Here is a 17469-nt window from a genome sequence, read left to right as displayed (position 1 = left end):
GAATTCGACTATGGCTACAATTCATGTCGATGGAAAATCGTATGAAGTCAACGGCTCTGAAAACTTGCTGCAAGCATGTTTAAGCCTTGGCATCGACATCCCATATTTTTGTTGGCATCCATCCTTAGGTTCTGTCGGTTCATGCCGTCAATGTGCTGTGACTCAATACGCGAATCCAGAAGATACGCGTGGTCGTTTGGTCATGTCATGTATGACACCTGCATCTGACAATACCTACATCTCGATTGAAGACAAAGAAGCGAAAGACTTCCGTGCGTCAATTGTTGAGTTTTTGATGACGAACCATCCACACGACTGTCCAGTCTGTGAAGAAGGTGGTCACTGTCATCTACAGGATATGACTGTAATGACTCAACATGACCGTCGTCGTTACCGTTTCACCAAGCGTACGCATTACAACCAAGAATTAGGTTCGTTTATTGCGCACGAGATGAACCGTTGTATCGCATGTTACCGTTGTGTTCGTTACTACAAAGACTATGCTGGCGGTACGGACTTCGGCGTTTATGCAAATGCATCACGCGTTTACTTTGGTCGTCCAGAATCAGGAACTTTAGAATCTGAATTCTCAGGTAACTTGACTGAAGTTTGTCCTACAGGTGTATTCACCGATAAGACTCATTCTGAACGTTACAACCGTAAATGGGATATGCAGTATGCGCCAAGCGTATGCCAAGGCTGTTCTTCAGGCTGTAACATTTCACCGGGTGAGCGTTATGGTGAATTACGTCGTGTAGAAAACCGTTTCAACGGTGAAGTAAACCAATACTTCTTGTGTGACAAAGGTCGTTTCGGTACGGGTTATGTAAACCGTGCAGATCGTCCACGTCAACCACAATTCCGTGATGGTGCTGAAGCAACTGTTGTTTCTGTAGATCAAGCATTAGACACCGTGATTGCAAATATCCAAGGCAAAAAAGTCTTAGGTATTGGTTCTCCACGTGCATCGCTCGAATCGAACTACGCACTTCGCGAATTAGTCGGTCAAGACAACTATTCAACGGGTATGTCTCAAAAAGAGCAAAATCTGGTTGAATTAGCTGCTTCAATCATGCAAACCGAGGGTGTTTACAACCCGAACATGCGTGAAATTGAAAGCTATGACGCGGTGTTAATCTTAGGTGAAGATTTAACTCAAACTGCACCACGTATGGCGTTGTCTGTTCGTCAAGCAGCGAAAAACAAAGCCAAAGAAATGGCGGCAGAACGTCGTACCCAAGATTGGTTGGCTGAGCCTGTGCAACGTATTGCACAAGATGCAAAATCTCCAATTTATATCTTGGCTGCAACTCAAACACGTTTGGCGGATGTTGCGACAGGTGAAGTAGTTGCTTCTCCAAATGACATCGCACGTTTAGGTTTTGCGATTGCTGCGGCAGTGAAAGGCGATGCAATTCTTGGTTTAGCAGATGATGCGAAAGCATTTGCACAGACCATTGCAGATACTTTAAAAGCAGCGAAGAAACCTTTAGTGATTTCAGGTACAAGCTTACAAGATCCTGCAATCATGGAAGCTGCTGCACAAGTTGCTCAAAACTTAGGTAACGCTGGCTTAACCTTGACTGTTCCAGAAGTGAACTCAATGGGCTTGGCAATCTTAGGTGGTCAAAGCTTGGAGCAAGCATTTGCACAAGATTATGACACTGTGATTGTGGTTGAAAACGATCTTTACCGTCGTTTACCAGCAGCTCAGGTCGATGCAGCACTTGCTAAAGCAAAAGATGTGATCGTACTGGATCACTCTGAAACTGCAACTTTAGCTAAGGCTTCAATTGTACTTTCTGCTGCAAGCTTCGCTGAAGGCGATGGTACTGTCGTATCGCAAGAAGGCCGTGCACAACGTTTCTACCAAGTGTATGACCCAAGCTACTACAAACCTGAATATGCGATCAAAGAATCTTGGCGTTGGTTACATGCCATTGAAACTGGCTTAAAAGGCAAAGCAATTTCTTGGACTTTGCTTGATGATGTAATTGAAACAGTTGCGAAAAATGTTCCAGCATTACAAGCAATTGAAGATGTTGCACCAGATGCTGGCTTCCGTGTACATGGTTTGAAAATTGCACGTGAACCACGTCGTTATTCAGGTCGTACTGCAATTCGTGCACCATTATCGATTCACGAGCCAAAACAACCGACTGACATTGACTCAGCATTAACGTTCTCGATGGAAGGTTATGTGGGGACACAAACTCCATCTGCACTTGTGCCATTTGCATGGTCAGCAGGTTGGAACTCTCCACAAGCATGGAATAAATTCCAAGACAATGTGGGTGGTCATTTAAAAGGTGGTGATTCGGGTGTGCGTTTATTCGATCGTTTACCGAAACGTCCAGCACGTAGCTATGTTGCACCTTCAGCGGTTGTTGTTAACCCTGAAAGCTTCCGTCTAGTGCCGATGCATCACATTTTTGCTTCTGGTGAATTCACGGTGAAAACACCTGCTATGCAGTCTCGTATTCCTGAAGCAATGTTTGCTGTGGGTGAACAAGATGCAGCACGTTTGAATGTTCAAAATGGACAACAAATTACGGTGAAAGCAGGAGAAACGAGCATTAGCTTGCCAGTTCAAGTCATTGAATATTTACCAGCAGGCTATATCGGTTATCCAATTGGTCTTGCACCGACTGTTTCTTTAGCAGAACCAGTTTCAGTCGCGGTAGGAGTGTAATTCATGAATCAAGAAATTATACGTCAAACACCGCTCTGGGCTGAAAACTGGCCAATTGCGTACTCTGTTATTCAAGCCGTTGTCATTTTATTGGTGGTGGTTCTGATTGCAGCATTGATGTCATTTGTCGAGCGTCGTTTGCTCGGCTTATGGCAAGACCGTTACGGTCCAAACCGTGTTGGTCCTGGCGGTATGTTCCAGATTGTTGCCGACATGTTGAAAATCATGTTTAAGGAAGACTGGACACCAAAGTTTGCGGACAAGTTAACTTTCCGTTTAGCACCAGCAGTTGCGATGGCAACTGCGGTACTTTCGTTCATGGTGATTCCTGTTAGCCCATATTTGGGTGTGGCAGACATGAGCATTGGCTTATTGTTCTTTATGGCAATGGCAGGTATTGCAGTTTATGCAGTGTTATTTGGTGGTTGGGCTTCAAACAACAAATATGCATTACTAGGCGGTCTACGTTCTGCTGCGCAAACAATTTCATATGAGGTATTCTTGGGTATTTCACTGATGGGTGTGGTCGCAATTGCAGGCTCATTCAACATGCGTGAAATTGTAGAAGCACAACGTGATGTTTGGTTTGTTATTCCTCAATTCTTAGGCTTCATGATCTTCGTGGTTGCAGGTGTTGCGGTAACTCACCGTCATCCATTTGACCAACCAGAAGCGGAACAAGAATTGGCAGAAGGTTACCATGTTGAATATGGAGGTATGAAATGGGGGATGTTCTTCGTTGCGGAATACGTGAACGTAGTCTTGATCTCTGCACTCATCGTAACTTTATTCTTCGGTGGTTGGTTAGCGCCATTCAACCTTGAAATTCCGTTCATTCCACCAGCATTCTGGTTCATTATCAAAACAGCATTCTTTGTAATGATGTTTGTATTGGCGCGTGGTTCTTTAATGCGTCCACGTTATGACCAAGTAATGAACTTTGGTTGGAAAATTTGCTTGCCATTGGCATTGGTCAACTTACTTGTGACTGGTGCTGTGATTCTGATGAATCAGGCCTAAGACAGCAGGGAGAACAAAATGTTTAAGTTTCTAGCTGGAGTTGGGTCAATTGTACGTTCATTGTGGATGGTATTCAGCCACGTGACGCGTAAACGTGACACGATTTTATATCCAGAAGTACCAGCTGAAGAAATCGTACCACCACGTTTCCGTGGTCGTATTGTATTAACGCGTGATCCAGATGGTGAAGAGCGTTGTGTGGCATGTAACTTATGTGCTGTTGCATGTCCAGTTGGCTGTATTTCACTACAAAAAGCTGAAAAAGAAGATGGTCGTTGGTACCCAGAATTCTTCCGTATTAACTTCTCGCGTTGTATTTTCTGCGGGATGTGTGAAGAAGCATGTCCAACCACTGCGATTCAGATGACACCTGATTTCGAATTAAGTGAGTACGTTCGTCAAGACCTAGTTTATGAGAAAGAAAACTTACTCATTTCAGGTCCTGGTAAATATCCAGACTACAATTTCTACCGTGTAACAGGTATGGCTGTAACAGGTAAAGAAAAAGGTCAGGCGCAACGTGAAAGCGCACCTGTTGATGTACGGAGTCTATTACCATGATGTGGCCGTTTTATTTGATGGCACTCGTGGCCATCGTTTCTACGGTTCGTGTAGTTACTAACGCGAACCCTGTACATGCGTTACTTAGCTTGATCGTGTCTTTGCTTGCTGTTGCAGGGATGTTCATGATTGTAGGGGCACCATTTGCTGGTGCACTGGAAATAATCGTTTATGCTGGCGCGATCATGGTGTTATTCGTGTTCGTGGTGATGATGCTGAACCTTGGTCAACATACTGTTGATCAAGAGCGCAAATGGTTAACATCATCTGCTTGGGCTTATCCAGCACTTATGAGCTTCCTAATGGGCTTGATTCTAGTTTGGATGTTAGGTTCAGACTACACTACAGCAGGCCCTGTGATGGGCACTGAAATTGTTGGTCCGAAAGCCGTTGGTCAAGCACTCTTTACTCACTACTTATTATTGGTAGAAGTTGCCGCGATGTTATTGCTTGCAGCACTGGTTGCAGCATTCCACTTAGGTAAACGTGAGCCAAGTGCAGAAGAGGACAAAGAATAATGGGCAACATCCCTTTAGAACATGGTTTGATCGTTGCGACCATTCTTTTTGCACTGGGTTTTTACGGTGTAATGGTTCGACGCAACCTATTATTTATGTTAATGAGCCTTGAAATTATGATGAATGCTGCTGCGTTGGCATTCGTTTTGGCGGGTAGCGCATGGGTACAACCAGACGGACAAATCATGTTCATTCTGATTTTGACCCTTGCTGCGGCAGAGGCTTGTATCGGTCTTGCGATCGTCCTTCAGTTTTATCATCGCTTCCATCATTTGGATGTGGATGCTGCTAGTGAGATGCGCGGATGAGTTATTTATATTTAACAGTTTTATTCCCGCTAATCGGTTTTGTCTTATTAGCGGCGGGGCGCCAGAATTTACCTGAGAAAGTTGCAGCGATTATTGGCGTTGGGGCTGTAGGTCTATCTGCTTTATTTGCCCTTATTGCGGGGATGGATTTCGTTAACAATGGTTCTGCGCCACAAGTACAACACTTGTGGACTTGGTTCCAAGTTGGCGATTTCGCACCAGGCATTAGCTTGCACTTAGATGGCTTATCACTGTTGATGATGGGCATGATTACAGGTGTAGGTTTCCTGATTCACGTTTTTGCGTCATGGTACATGCGTGGTGAAGAAGACTTTGCACGTTTCTTCTCTTACTTCAACTTGTTCGTTGCAAGCATGTTGTTGCTGGTTCTTGGCGATAACTTGGCATTGTTATTCTTAGGTTGGGAAGGTGTAGGTCTGTGCTCGTACTTGCTGATTGGTTATTACTACCAAAACCCAGAAAATGGTTTTGCGGCAATCAAAGCATTTACAGTAACGCGTGTCGGTGATGTGTTCTTACTGATTGCATTGTTCTTAATTTACCAACAGTTCGGTACTTTAAACATTGCAGAAGTGGTTGCTGCGGCACCTACAGTATTAACCCAAGGTTCATCTATGGCAATCTGGACAGCATTGATGTTGTTCCTCGGTGCTGCAGGTAAATCTGCACAGATTCCACTGCAGACATGGTTGGCAGATGCGATGGCTGGTCCTACACCAGTATCTGCATTGATCCACGCAGCGACAATGGTAACTGCGGGTGTATACCTTTGCTGCCGTATGTACACTGTATTTGAAATGGCTCCTCAAGTGATGATGTTCATTTCGATTACGGGTGCTGTTACTTTGTTGGTTGCTGGTTTTGCAGCATTGGTTCAAACCGATATCAAACGTATCTTGGCTTACTCAACCATGAGTCAGTTAGGTTATATGTTTATGGCAGTGGGTGCTGAAGCATACCAAGCAGGTCTGTTCCACATGTTGACTCACGCATTCTTTAAGGCATTATTATTCTTGTCTTCTGGTGCGGTGATCTTGGCTTACCACCACGAACAAAACATTTTCAAAATGGGCGGTTTGTTCTACAAGAATAAATTCCTGTTTGCTTGCTTCGCCATTGGTGGTGGTGCATTGGCTGCAATTCCATTCATTACTGTTGGCTTCTTCTCGAAAGATGCGATCTTGGGTGCAGTATGGATGAAAGGTCAGGCGGTGGCTTTATATGACTGCTTATACTGGACAGGTGTTGCAGGTGCTTTCTTAACTTCAATCTATACATTCCGTTTAATCTGGGTTGTATTCTTTGGTAAAGAAAATACGCCATATCACGAAATCAAAGGCGTGACTTACTGGGGGCCTTTGGCAATTTTAGCGGTTCTTTCAACTTTCGTTGGTGCAGCACTTAAAGCACCAGTAGAAAGCATTTTGAATGCTGCAAAAATTCCAGCAGTGATTATTCCAGAAGCGATGGAAGCAGGTGTACACGGTGCAGAACATATGGCCGTGGGTATCGCGCTTGCTGGTCTTGTGATTGGTGTGATCTTATTTGCTTTTGCTTACGGTGCAGTGAAAAGTTTTGCGAAAACTTCATTGGGTGCAGGTTTGGCGAATATTTGCCGCAATGCACTAGGTTTCGATACTTTGTATGACCTGATTTTCGTAAAACCATATTTACTGATTGCTAAGATTTGTGGCCGTGACCCAATTGATGGTTTATGGCTGGTATTACCTGCAATTGTGAAAGCTGGTAACGGCTTTACAAGCTCTCGTCAAACAGGTTCATTGCGTGAATACGCATCGAGCATGTCACTGGGCATTGTGGTTCTACTGATGATCTTAGTCGTGATTCAGGTAGTGGGGAAATAAGATGGAAATCACAAACAACATGGTTTTGCCCGCGCTGATCCTCGTACCGTTCATTGCAGGTTTTTTATGTTGGTTGGTCGATAAGCTCGACCAACAACTACCACGCTATATTGCGCTTGTAGGTATGCTCGTTACTTTGGGCTTAACTGTCGCTTTATGGCAAACGGGTACTTACAGCTATGAATTGGGTGCAAAAGTCCCAACATGGTCTGCAGAGTTTTTCTTGCCGTGGATTCAAACCCTCGGCATCAATATCCACTTAGCAGTTGATGGTTTATCATTATTAATGGTGGGCTTAACTGCGCTGTTAGGTATTTTGGCGGTTGGTTGTTCTTGGGGTGAGATTCAAAAGAACGTAGGCTTCTTCCATTTGAACCTGTTATGGTCATTGGGCGGCGTCATCGGTGTATTCATTTCGATTGATATGTTCTTGTTCTTCTTCTTCTGGGAGATGATGCTCGTTCCAATCTACTTCTTGATTGCACTTTGGGGACACCGTGGTGCAGATGGTAAATCACGTGTTTACGCTGCAACCAAGTTCTTCATCTATACACAAGTTGCTGGTTTAATCATGCTCATCGGTATTCTAGGCCTAGTGGTTTATGGATACATGATGACAGGTATGATTGGCTTTGATTACAACTACTTGTTAGGTGTAGCGAATACGCTTGATGCACAGCTTCCTGCGGTAGCTTATGCCTTCATGTTGTGTTTGTTTGTGGGTTTTGCAGTAAAACTTCCTGTATTCCCATTACACGGCTGGTTACCAGATGCACATGCGCAAGCACCTACAGCAGGTTCTGTAGACTTAGCGGGTATCTTGATTAAGACAGCTGCATACGGTTTACTTCGTTTCGTTATTCCGTTCTTCCCAGCGGCTTCTGCACAGTTTGCAGACATCGCAATCATCATGGGTCTAATTGGTATTTTCTACGGTGCTTGGTGTGCTTTCCAGCAAACCGATATGAAGCGTCTGTTGGCTTATACCTCAATTTCACACATGGGCTTCATCTTACTTGCATTGTATGCAGGTAACATTTTGACCTTCCAAGGTCTGATGATCATGATGTTGGCGCATGGTTTATCTTCTGCTGCACTGTTCATTATGTGTGGTCAGGTTTATGAGCGCTTACATACACGTGACATGCGTTTAATGGGTGGTATTCGTGGTCAATTCCAATACCTTTCATTCTTCCTCATGTTCTTCGTAGCGGCGTTAGTGGGTATTCCAGGTTTAGGTAACTTCATTGGTGAGTTCCTGATCTTGATGGGTTCTTATGCCAAGTTCCCAGTATTCACGATTTTGGCTGCAATCAGCTTAGTATTCGCTGGGCTTTATGGTCTAATTTTGATTCACAAAGCTCTATTTGGTACACCAAATGAAGCACAAAAAGAGCATTATGCAAGTCCACTGAAAGATTTGAATGCGCGTGAAGTTGGTATTCTATTAATTTGTGCATTTGGTCTGCTTTGGCTTGGTCTCTATCCACAAACCTTCCTTGATATTTCAAATTCAAGCATGGCGTGGTTAGCAAACAGCTACATTCCAGTTCAAGAAGTCGTTGACGTTGTGCATCAAGCATCTGTTCAACTCGAAAATGTGGAGATGCAATAAGCCATGAACTTCACAATGTCTTTTTCTGAGCTTATGCCATTAGCTCCTGTAATGATCGTGGCGTTGACTGCGATTGTTGTGATGATTCTCACTTCGATTAAACGTAACCATAATTTAATCGCAACAGCTTCTGTGGTCGGCTTAAACCTTGCTGCGGCAAATATTTTATTGAACATGTTTGGTGGGCAATTTGTGCCATCAAACGTGATGGGTATGTTCATGGTGGATCCGTTCACCATGCTCTACCAATTGGTGATCTTGGTTGCATCGTTAGCATGTTGTACTTTGTCACATGCCTATATTGAAACTTATAAAGATAACCGTGAAGAACTGTATATCTTGATGCTGTGCTCGGTAGCGGGTGCAATGTTAATGGTAGCAAGTTCGCACTATGCGTCTTTCTTCATTAGCCTTGAGTTAATGTCGATTCCTGTTTACGGTATGTTGGCTTATACGCATCAGCGTGCAAACTCATTAGAAGCAGGTATTAAATATTTGGTTCTTTCTGCAACAGCTTCGGCAATGTTGCTGATGGGTATGGCGTATATTTATGCTTATACAGGTTCATTGTCATTCTACGAATCTTTCCAAGCATTAATGCAAAATATCCGTCAACCAATGGTACTCCTTGGTTTAGCGCTGATTATTTTTGCAGTGGGCTTTAAGCTTTCATTGGCACCATTCCACAAATGGACGCCTGATGTTTACGCAGGTGCGCCAGCTCCGATTGCTACTTTCCTTGCAACTGCTGCAAAAGTTGCGACGATTGGTTTATTTGTACGTTACTTACTGACTTCTGGTGCAATTTTGGTTGAATCGTTAGTTACGATCATTACCATTATTGCTGTGCTTTCGATTTTAGTGGGTAACTTCTTGGCAGTACGTCAAGTGAACTTGAAACGTATTCTGGGTTATTCATCGATTGCACACTTTGGTTATTTGTTGATTGGTTTAATCAGCATGACCTATGCAAGCTTGGGCAACGTATCAGTTTACGTGATCACTTATGTATTAACGACAATTGGTGCGTTCGGTGCAGTTGCATTAATGTCTAGCCCTTACAACAACGTTGATGAAGCAGAAAGTCTAGCTGATTACCGTGGTTTATTCTGGCGCCGTCCAGTGTTAACAGCGACATTAACAGTGATGATGTTGTCTTTAGCGGGTATTCCGTTAACAGCAGGCTTCATTGGTAAGTTCTTGGTGGTGATGGCCGCAGTAACAACCCAACACTGGTTCTTGGCTGCGATGATTGTGGTAGGTTCGGGTATTGGTTTGTACTACTACCTCCGTGTCATGGTTGTGATGTACATGACTCCACCAGATACACCACGTATTGATGCTGTTGATCACTGGGGTCAAAAAGTGGGTGGTATTATGGTATTACTCGCAGCACTTGCAGTATTGGTGATTGGTATCTATCCAGATCCAATTATCAAAATGGCTTTACAAGCTGAGATTTTATCTCCATTGCATTTCATGTTAACGCGTCAATAATTGAAAAATTATTGTGTTAATTAAAAAGCCTCCGCCAGTCGGAGGCTTTTTTTCTTATAAGATTTATAAAAAACATTTATAATAAGATGAATTATATTTAGATCTTTTTAGGTGTACTCCCGTGGCTATTCATGAAATTCGTCATCCTCTGATTCGACATAAACTTGGTTTATTGCGTCGTGCTGATATTAGTACAAAGAATTTCCGTGAATTGGCACAGGAAGTGACCATGTTACTGACTTATGAAGCAACCAAAGATTTACCTGTGGTAGATCATGAAGTAGATGGTTGGGCGGGTAAAGTCACGACACAACGTATTGCGGGTAAAAAAATTACCGTGGTACCAATTTTACGTGCAGGGATTGGCATGTTGGATGGTTTCTTAAACCTGATTCCAAGTGCGAAAGTTTCAGTATTGGGTTTAGAGCGTGATGAAGAAACATTAGAAGCACGTACTTACTATAAAAAATTGGTTCCAGATGTTCAAAACCGTATTGCGATGATCATTGACCCAATGTTGGCGACGGGTTCTTCATTGGTCGCGGCCATTGATGTATTGAAAGCCAGTGGTTGTAAAGACATTCGCGTGATGGTTTTGGTTGCGGCGCCTGAAGGTATTAAAAAGGTGGAAACTGCGCACCCAGATGTGACGATTTTTACAGCTTCTGTTGATGAAGGTTTGAATGCACAAGGCTATATCGTGCCTGGTTTAGGTGATGCTGGTGACAAAATCTTTGGCTCAGTGCAAAAAGATTAATAATGTTATGGCTGAAAAAGGGGGCTGTAACAGCCTCTTTTTTATATACTGTATCCAGCATGTTGACAGAATAGGTGGAAATGAATGAAATCTGAATTTCAACAAGGGAAAATTACCCAATACAACGCAGATAAAGGCTATGGTTTTATTACGACGCCTGAGCAAGATATTTTCTTTCATATCTCTGATTTTCCGCTTGCAGACGGTGAGCCGAAACGCAATGAACGGGTGAAATTTTTAGTCGTCGAGAATGGCAACAAATTCAAAGCAATTAAAATTGAACGTGTAGCAGACAATTCTGCCAAAGCGAAAAAGTCTAAAGTGTCGACACACAATAAATCGATTACTTCAGCTTTATTGTCAAACTTTAGACGTTAATCACGCAATCATAGAATTATTTCTTTTTGAATTTTAAAAAGAGGCTTTAGGGTCTCTTTTTTATTGATTAGAATAGAAAAAATAAAAAATTTTAGGGCAAATTATGTTTCTTGAGGGGAAGATTAAGCACTACAATTCTACACGTGGTTTTGGTTTTATTCAGGTTGAAGATGAGCCGAAAGACATCTTTTTCCACATTAAAGATTTCCCAAGCTGGCACATTAAGCCCAATGAGGGAGAACTGCTCAAGTTTCGCGTAATCGAAGAACAGGGGGAATTTAAGGCATCTGATATCGTGCGCCTAAATTTAAAGCCAGAAGATCAACCGCTTCTTGAGCAGCATAGTTTCAATTACAGATCAATACCGCCCGCAGAGAAAATTGTTCTGCCAAGAAAATCTGTATCACGTTTAAAATACATGGTTTTATTCGTTCTGATTGTCATTGCTGGATTAGGTTTTGTCGCCTATCAAAAAGTGCAGGATCATCGCGTAGCCAAACAATTAAAAGCAGAACAACTCATTAAAGAACAAAAGCGAATTGTGGAGCAACAGCGAGAAGCATTGGGTCATTTACCTGATCGAATTCTCTCGGTTCAGGGACGCAAAAACTTAGATACAGTTGGATATGCGGTGAATACGCAACAGAGGAATATAAGTGTATCGCCCCAATCTGAAGCTTCAAAATTAGCTATTGTACAAAAAAATGAGCCGATTGCTGATTTTAAATGTGATGGACGCACACACTGTAGTCAGATGCGATCTTATGATGAAGCCGTATTTTTCATAAGAAATTGCCCAAATACACAAATGGATGGCAATCATGATGGTGAGCCATGTGAGAAGCAGTTTAGAAGATAAATTCTGAAATAAAAAATGCTCCTGTCTAGGAGCATTTTTACAATAGCAGATTAACCTTCACAGAACTTCATAAAGGCTTTTAAACCAGGCCCTTGATACTTTTGGCGATGTACTAACATGAATAATGGTCGTGAGAGTTGCCAGAATGGTGTATTCAGTACCACTAAGTGTCCTTTTTCTTGTAAAGGTTCAATCGCGAGTTTAGAAATACAGGACATGCCCAAACCACCCGCAACAATTTTAAGAATTGCTTCGTTATGTCCAAGGGTCAGGCGGATATTGGCATCAGGCAAATCTTGCAAAATGGCATTGTCAAACACTTCACGAGTCCCCGAACCTTCTTCGCGTAGAATCCATTCGACATTATCAAAGTCAGCAGGACTGAGTTCACGATTCAAGCGTGCCAAGGGATGATTAGGGGCACAACAGACCGCCAGTTCATCATCCCGCCAATGGATACATTGGAGTTGAGGTAAGTGGCATGAACCTTCAATTAAAGCCAGATCTAACTGAAATTGGTTGACTGCTTCAATCATTTGGCGCGTATTACCCACCTGAAGTTGTAAATGTGCTTGTGGTTGAATTTGTAAAAAATCTGCCATTAAATCAGGCATTAAGTAATCACTGATGGTTAAGGTTGCCCCTAAACGCAAATCGATACTTTGTAATTCACCTTTTGCCGCTTGTTCAAAGGCTTCACAGCGTCCTAAAATTTCAAGGGCTTGTGGCAATAAGAAACGACCTAGATCATTCAATTGCAGACGCTTACCCAAACGGTCAAACAAAGGAGCCCCTAAACCATCTTCCAGATCTGCCAGTGCCATACTTGCAGCACTTTGAGTCAACTTCACCGCGTCGCTGGCTTTGGTGACGGTGCCTTCCTGAGCGACTGCTACAAAAACAGCCAATTGGCGTAAAGTCATGCGCATGAATGTAGCCTTAACATTTAAAAAATATTAATAAATTATATTGTCATGCTAACATGAGCGCAGTCTTTGATGCCACGTCGAAATCATGTCAATTGAAAAATTTAGCGTAGAAAAGGTTTTATCTGTTCAGCGCTGGACCAATACTTTATTTAGTTTCACCATGACACGTCCTGCACATTTTAAGTTTACCGCAGGTCAATTTGCCCGTATTGGGTTAAAAGTTGGCGATGAGTTGGTGGTTCGAGCCTATTCAATTGTGTCTTCACCGTTTGATGAAACCTTAGAATTCTTTTCAATTGTAGTACCTGATGGGGCATTTACGTCCAACTTGCAACACTTACAAGTGGGTGATGAACTGTATTTAGAAAAAATCCCTTATGGATTTTTAACACTTACCCGTTATCAGTTACCATTACCTCAGGATTTATGGTTATTGGCAACAGGCACAGGCTTGGCCCCTTTTGTTTCCATGCTGCAAGACTTTGACACATGGAGCAAATATCAACATATTTATTTGGTCTATAGTGTTCGTACTGCTTCCGAATTGGCTTATGTTGAGCGTATTCAAGAGATTGCGCAGACTTTTGGTGAAGGGCATACAGGTTTTAAATTTGTGCCGATTGTGACCCGTGATCCGCAAGCCGTATTGCATGATCGTTTGCCAATATTGATCGAGAATGGTGCACTTGAACAAGCTGTTGGCTGCCAACTTAATCCTGCAACAAGTCATGTGATGTTGTGTGGTAATCCGCAAATGGTAGAAGATACCAAAGAAGCGTTGAAAGCGCGGGGTTTAACCATGAATCGCCGTGGTGAGGGCAATATCGCGGTAGAAAATTATTGGTAAATCCCAATTTGATTGGTTATTAGCATTTTGAATGAACATTAAAAATCCTCCATTTAGGAGGATTTTTTTGTCGCTAAAACTTAGTGCACGAACATGTCCATAAAATCGCGAATTTCATAAATGGCACTGTCTAAATCTGTGCTGAGCCATGTTGGTTCAAAAAAGCCTGCATAATATTCCAGACGATCTTGTGGCACCACTAAACGGACAGGGCATTCTTCTTCCACTAAACGCCAAGGCAAAATTGGCACTTCATTGTCTAAAAATGCCGCTATATTGCGAATGTCCACAATCATTGCATTCACGCACTCTGGAAAAGGCATGACTGAAAATTCTTCAGTACGACGACGGAAATATTCTAAATCACCCCATTTCAGCACATAGCTTGGCTTGGTAAATTCAATAATACCAATCAGATGCTGATCACGTGTGTAGTGTAGTGAACATTGATGTGTGACGTCGGTGTCAAGATCAAGTGTGACACTTTGTTGACTATACGCCATAAAGATTAGGAGCATTTAAAATGAGGTGCATAATTATACTCTAGTTTCGCCATATTGCGGCAGATTGGTTACATATTCTTTGACGTGCGCTGAGCTGTAACGATATCCCTCATCAAGCAAAAAAAGTTTATGTTTTAAAGCAGACCATCTACTTTTTTATAAATACAAATCAATTTGAACAAAAAGTCAAAATTGGTATGGCTTATGCATTGTTCTTTAGCATCAAGCAAATGCGAGGTGCCTATGTCAAATGTCAAAAGTGTAGTTGCTGACACTCATTCAGATCATCATTCCAATACCGAATATTTTGCTCAACGCAAACTCAAGCAAGGCGCTGTCGGATGGCTATTACTGATTGGGTTAGGCGTTGCGTATGTTATTTCTGGGGACTTTGCAGGCTGGAATTTTGGCTTGGCACAAGGCGGATGGGGTGGCATGTTTATTGCCACGATTGTGGTTGCCATCATGTATTTATGTATGTGCTTAGCCATGTCAGAAATGTCGACCATGCTGCCTACGGCGGGAGGAGGTTACAGCTTTGCACGGACTGCGTTTGGACCTTTGGGTGGCTATTTAACGGGAACCGCAATCCTGATTGAATATGCGATTGCTCCTGCTGCAATTGCCGTGTTTATTGGTGCCTATTGTGAATCTTTATTTGGGGTTGGTGGCTGGTTCGTTTATTTACTTTGTTATCTGTTTTTTATGGGCATTCACCTTAAAGGTGCGGGAGAAGCCTTAAAAATTATTTTCGTTATTACCGCCGTGGCTGCCGTAGCATTACTGGTTTTTATTGTGGCGATGTTGCCGCACTTTGACAGCCAGAATTTACTCAATATTCCTGTCAAAACCGATGCAGTTGGGGCTAGTGCATTTTTGCCTTTGGGCTATTTAGGCATTTGGGCGGCTGTGCCTTATGCCATCTGGTTTTTCTTGGCGGTGGAAGGTGTGCCTTTGGCGGCAGAAGAAGCCAAGGAGCCACATAAATCTTTACCACGTGGTTTGATCGGTTCAATGCTGATTTTAGCTGTGTTTGCCTTAGCCATTTTATTTTTGGGTGCAGGTGCCGCAGGCGCTGATACCTTAAAAGAGTCTGGTGCACCATTGGTAGATGCATTAAAAGTGGTCTATGGCGAAAATACGTGGTTAGCAGGTTTTGTTAATTTTGTGGGGTTAGCAGGCTTGATTGCGAGCTTCTTCTCGATTATTTATGCTTATTCACGCCAGATTTTTGCTCTGTCTCGCGCAGGCTATTTACCTAAGAAACTTTCATTAACAAATAAAAACCATGCACCACATTTAGCCATCATTATTCCTGGGGTGATTGGGTTTATGCTGTCTTTATCAGGTGAAGGTGATCTATTGATTTTGATGGCAGTTTTTGGGGCCACCATTTCTTATGTACTGATGATGATGGCTTATATTAAATTGAAAATTGCTAAACCACATATGCCTCGCCCCTACAAAGCCCCTGGTGGTATTGTCACCGCTTCGATTGCCTTAGTTTTAGCAGCAATAGCGACGGTTGCAGGCTTTGTGGTCGACCCAAAAGTGTGGTTTATGGCAGCCGCAATTTACACGGTTTTTATCCTGTATTTCTTAATTTATAGCCGTCATCATTTGGTCGCAGGCACTCCAGAAGAAGAATTTGCCAATATTCAGGCAGCAGAACAAGAACTCAATACTTAAGGAGTCTGGGCAGTGATCTATCGGATTGATGTTGCACATCAACATTATGTTTTTTCAGATTTAAAAACACTTATGGCAAAGGCGACACCTGAACGTTCGGGTGATCAGCTTGCAGGGATTGCAGCACAAAATGCAACAGAGCGTGTAGCGGCACAAATGTGTTTGGCAGATGTACCACTCAAACAGTTTCTGAATGAAGCGCTGATTCCTTATGAACAGGATGAAGTGACCCGACTGATTATGGATGAACATGAGGCTGAAGCATTCTATCCGATTTCGCATTTTACAGTAGGTGACTTGCGAAATTGGTTATTGAGTGCCGATGCTACTACAGAAAAATTGACTGCACTACAGATGAGTTTAACACCAGAAATGGTGGCTGCTGTAAGTAAAATTATGCGCAATCAGGATTTGATTTTAGTCGCAAAAAAATGTCGTGTGATTACCCAGTTTCGCAATACCATTGGCTTAGAAGGACATTTGTCGACACGCTTACAACCCAATCATCCCACCGATGATGTATTGGGGATTTCTGCCAGTATTTTGGATGGTTTGATGTACGGCAATGGTGATGCGGTGATTGGGATAAACCCTGCAACTGATAACCTGCAAAACCTGTCAGAACTATTAAAGCTGCTAGATTACATTATACAAGAATATGATATTCCGACGCAGTCTTGTGTGCTGACGCATGTAAGCTCAGGTATTCAACTGGCGAATAAAAATGTTCCAATAGATTTGATGTTTCAGTCGATTGCAGGCACTGAACAAGCCAATAGTGCCTTTGGGATTAATTTAGCTTTACTCCAAGAAGGTTATGAGGCTGCACTAAGCTTAAAGCGAGGAACCGTAGGACAAAATGTGATGTATTTTGAAACAGGTCAGGGCAGCGCGCTTTCCAGTCAAACCCATCATGGGGTAGATCAACAAACCATCGAAGCCCGAGCTTATGCGGTAGCACGCAAGTACAAGCCATTTTTAGTCAATACTGTAGTGGGGTTTATCGGCCCTGAATATTTATATAATGGCAAACAGATTATACGTGCAGGCTTAGAAGACCACTTCTGCGGAAAATTACTTGGTGTCCCGATGGGCTGTGATATTTGCTATACCAACCATGCCGATGCAGATCAGGATGATATGGATATTCTGCTCACATTATTAGCCAATGCAGGTATTAACTTTATTATGGGCATTCCAGGTTCAGATGATGTGATGTTGAATTATCAAACCACATCATTTCATGATGCTTTATACATTCGTCAACTTTTAGGACTTGCGCCAGCACCTGAATTTACTAATTGGCTTGAACAGCAAGGCATTTTAAAACAGCAAAGTTCAAGACTGGAATGGCCACAGCACATGCCTGAAAGATTTTCGCGCTTGCTGATGTCTTAGTTTGGGGAGATA

At 42.6% G+C, this 17469-nt stretch carries 16 protein-coding genes; 14 read left to right on the top strand and 2 right to left on the bottom strand.

Translation table 11 applies throughout. From position 1 onward, the window contains the following. The first annotated feature begins 10 nt into the window (after nucleotides 1–10). The 11 genes from nuoG to I593_RS02540 all read left to right on the top strand — a co-directional run bounded on the left by nuoG (nucleotide 11) and on the right by I593_RS02540 (nucleotide 12091). Entirely contained in the window at nucleotides 11–2692 is a 2682-nt protein-coding gene (nuoG, locus tag I593_RS02590; RefSeq protein WP_016166023.1) for an NADH-quinone oxidoreductase subunit NuoG, read from the top strand. A gap of 3 nt (nucleotides 2693–2695) precedes the next feature. Then, nucleotides 2696–3712, top strand: a complete 1017-nt coding sequence (nuoH, locus tag I593_RS02585; RefSeq protein WP_016166022.1) for an NADH-quinone oxidoreductase subunit NuoH — start codon at nucleotides 2696–2698, stop codon at nucleotides 3710–3712. Nucleotides 3713–3730: 18 nt separating this feature from the next. Continuing rightward, complete coding sequence (gene nuoI / locus I593_RS02580) at nucleotides 3731–4273, top strand: NADH-quinone oxidoreductase subunit NuoI (RefSeq protein ID WP_016166021.1); 543 nt, start codon at nucleotides 3731–3733, stop codon at nucleotides 4271–4273. Beyond that, a complete protein-coding gene (nuoJ, locus tag I593_RS02575; protein WP_171069570.1) occupies nucleotides 4273–4791 on the top strand; it encodes an NADH-quinone oxidoreductase subunit J in 519 nt (172 codons plus the stop codon). The genes nuoI and nuoJ overlap by 1 nt, the downstream gene beginning before the upstream one ends. Continuing rightward, entirely contained in the window at nucleotides 4791–5099 is a 309-nt protein-coding gene (gene nuoK, locus I593_RS02570) for an NADH-quinone oxidoreductase subunit NuoK (protein WP_004695395.1), read from the top strand. Before nuoJ ends, nuoK begins: the two co-directional genes overlap by 1 nt. After that, nucleotides 5096–6985, top strand: a complete 1890-nt coding sequence (nuoL, locus tag I593_RS02565) for an NADH-quinone oxidoreductase subunit L (protein ID WP_016166019.1) — start codon at nucleotides 5096–5098, stop codon at nucleotides 6983–6985. Before nuoK ends, nuoL begins: the two co-directional genes overlap by 4 nt. Nucleotides 6986–6992: 7 nt before the next feature. Continuing rightward, the gene (gene nuoM, locus I593_RS02560; RefSeq protein WP_026441079.1) at nucleotides 6993–8600 is read left to right on the top strand and encodes an NADH-quinone oxidoreductase subunit M; all 1608 of its coding nucleotides are present in this window, start codon (nucleotides 6993–6995) and stop codon (nucleotides 8598–8600) included. 3 nt (nucleotides 8601–8603) lie between these two features. Next, nucleotides 8604–10097: an NADH-quinone oxidoreductase subunit NuoN gene (gene nuoN, locus I593_RS02555; RefSeq protein ID WP_016166017.1), complete on the top strand. Its 1494-nt coding sequence runs from the start codon at nucleotides 8604–8606 to the stop codon at nucleotides 10095–10097. 121 nt (nucleotides 10098–10218) lie between these two features. Next, nucleotides 10219–10854, top strand: a complete 636-nt coding sequence (gene upp, locus I593_RS02550; protein ID WP_016166016.1) for a uracil phosphoribosyltransferase — start codon at nucleotides 10219–10221, stop codon at nucleotides 10852–10854. 84 nt (nucleotides 10855–10938) lie between these two features. Further along, nucleotides 10939–11232 (top strand): cold-shock protein, encoded by a 294-nt coding sequence (locus I593_RS02545; RefSeq protein ID WP_016166015.1) that lies wholly within the window; start codon nucleotides 10939–10941, stop codon nucleotides 11230–11232. 103 nt (nucleotides 11233–11335) lie between these two features. Next, nucleotides 11336–12091: a cold shock domain-containing protein gene (locus I593_RS02540; RefSeq protein ID WP_016166014.1), complete on the top strand. Its 756-nt coding sequence runs from the start codon at nucleotides 11336–11338 to the stop codon at nucleotides 12089–12091. A 50-nt stretch (nucleotides 12092–12141) separates the two neighbouring features. Here the strand turns inward: I593_RS02540 and gigC are convergent, their stop codons facing one another. Continuing rightward, nucleotides 12142–13020 carry a LysR family transcriptional regulator GigC gene (gene gigC / locus I593_RS02535; protein WP_016166013.1) on the bottom strand — a complete coding sequence of 293 codons (879 nt, stop codon included), beginning with the start codon at nucleotides 13018–13020 and terminating at the stop codon, nucleotides 12142–12144. A gap of 85 nt (nucleotides 13021–13105) precedes the next feature. Between gigC and I593_RS02530 the strand changes: the two genes are divergently transcribed. Then, nucleotides 13106–13867, top strand: a complete 762-nt coding sequence (locus I593_RS02530; protein WP_016166012.1) for a ferredoxin--NADP reductase — start codon at nucleotides 13106–13108, stop codon at nucleotides 13865–13867. A gap of 80 nt (nucleotides 13868–13947) precedes the next feature. Here the strand turns inward: I593_RS02530 and I593_RS02525 are convergent, their stop codons facing one another. Beyond that, the gene (locus I593_RS02525) at nucleotides 13948–14370 is read right to left on the bottom strand and encodes a hypothetical protein (protein ID WP_016166011.1); all 423 of its coding nucleotides are present in this window, start codon (nucleotides 14368–14370) and stop codon (nucleotides 13948–13950) included. A gap of 243 nt (nucleotides 14371–14613) precedes the next feature. Between I593_RS02525 and eat the strand changes: the two genes are divergently transcribed. Then, nucleotides 14614–16059: an ethanolamine permease gene (gene eat / locus I593_RS02520; RefSeq protein ID WP_016166010.1), complete on the top strand. Its 1446-nt coding sequence runs from the start codon at nucleotides 14614–14616 to the stop codon at nucleotides 16057–16059. Between the two features lie 12 nt (nucleotides 16060–16071). Further along, on the top strand, nucleotides 16072–17457 hold the full coding sequence (locus tag I593_RS02515; RefSeq protein ID WP_016166009.1) for an ethanolamine ammonia-lyase subunit EutB: 1386 nt from the start codon (nucleotides 16072–16074) through the stop codon (nucleotides 17455–17457). Nucleotides 17458–17469 lie beyond the last annotated feature (12 nt).

This window comes from Acinetobacter tandoii DSM 14970 = CIP 107469 (assembly GCF_000400735.1).
Lineage (GTDB): Bacteria > Pseudomonadota > Gammaproteobacteria > Pseudomonadales > Moraxellaceae > Acinetobacter > Acinetobacter tandoii.
The sequence above is the reverse complement of the archived record's forward strand: the minus strand, read 5'-3'. Positions and strand labels throughout refer to the sequence as shown.

Coding starts and splice junctions, on each gene's coding strand:
- nuoG (WP_016166023.1), top strand. CDS start 11: ATGGCTACAATTCATGTCGATGGAAAATCGTATGAAGTCAACGGCTCT.
- nuoH (WP_016166022.1), top strand. CDS start 2,696: ATGAATCAAGAAATTATACGTCAAACACCGCTCTGGGCTGAAAACTGG.
- nuoI (WP_016166021.1), top strand. CDS start 3,731: ATGTTTAAGTTTCTAGCTGGAGTTGGGTCAATTGTACGTTCATTGTGG.
- nuoJ (WP_171069570.1), top strand. CDS start 4,273: ATGTGGCCGTTTTATTTGATGGCACTCGTGGCCATCGTTTCTACGGTT.
- nuoK (WP_004695395.1), top strand. CDS start 4,791: ATGGGCAACATCCCTTTAGAACATGGTTTGATCGTTGCGACCATTCTT.
- nuoL (WP_016166019.1), top strand. CDS start 5,096: ATGAGTTATTTATATTTAACAGTTTTATTCCCGCTAATCGGTTTTGTC.
- nuoN (WP_016166017.1), top strand. CDS start 8,604: ATGAACTTCACAATGTCTTTTTCTGAGCTTATGCCATTAGCTCCTGTA.
- I593_RS02545 (WP_016166015.1), top strand. CDS start 10,939: ATGAAATCTGAATTTCAACAAGGGAAAATTACCCAATACAACGCAGAT.
- I593_RS02540 (WP_016166014.1), top strand. CDS start 11,336: ATGTTTCTTGAGGGGAAGATTAAGCACTACAATTCTACACGTGGTTTT.
- gigC (WP_016166013.1), bottom strand. CDS start 13,020: ATGCGCATGACTTTACGCCAATTGGCTGTTTTTGTAGCAGTCGCTCAG.
- I593_RS02530 (WP_016166012.1), top strand. CDS start 13,106: ATGTCAATTGAAAAATTTAGCGTAGAAAAGGTTTTATCTGTTCAGCGC.
- I593_RS02525 (WP_016166011.1), bottom strand. CDS start 14,370: ATGGCGTATAGTCAACAAAGTGTCACACTTGATCTTGACACCGACGTC.
- eat (WP_016166010.1), top strand. CDS start 14,614: ATGTCAAATGTCAAAAGTGTAGTTGCTGACACTCATTCAGATCATCAT.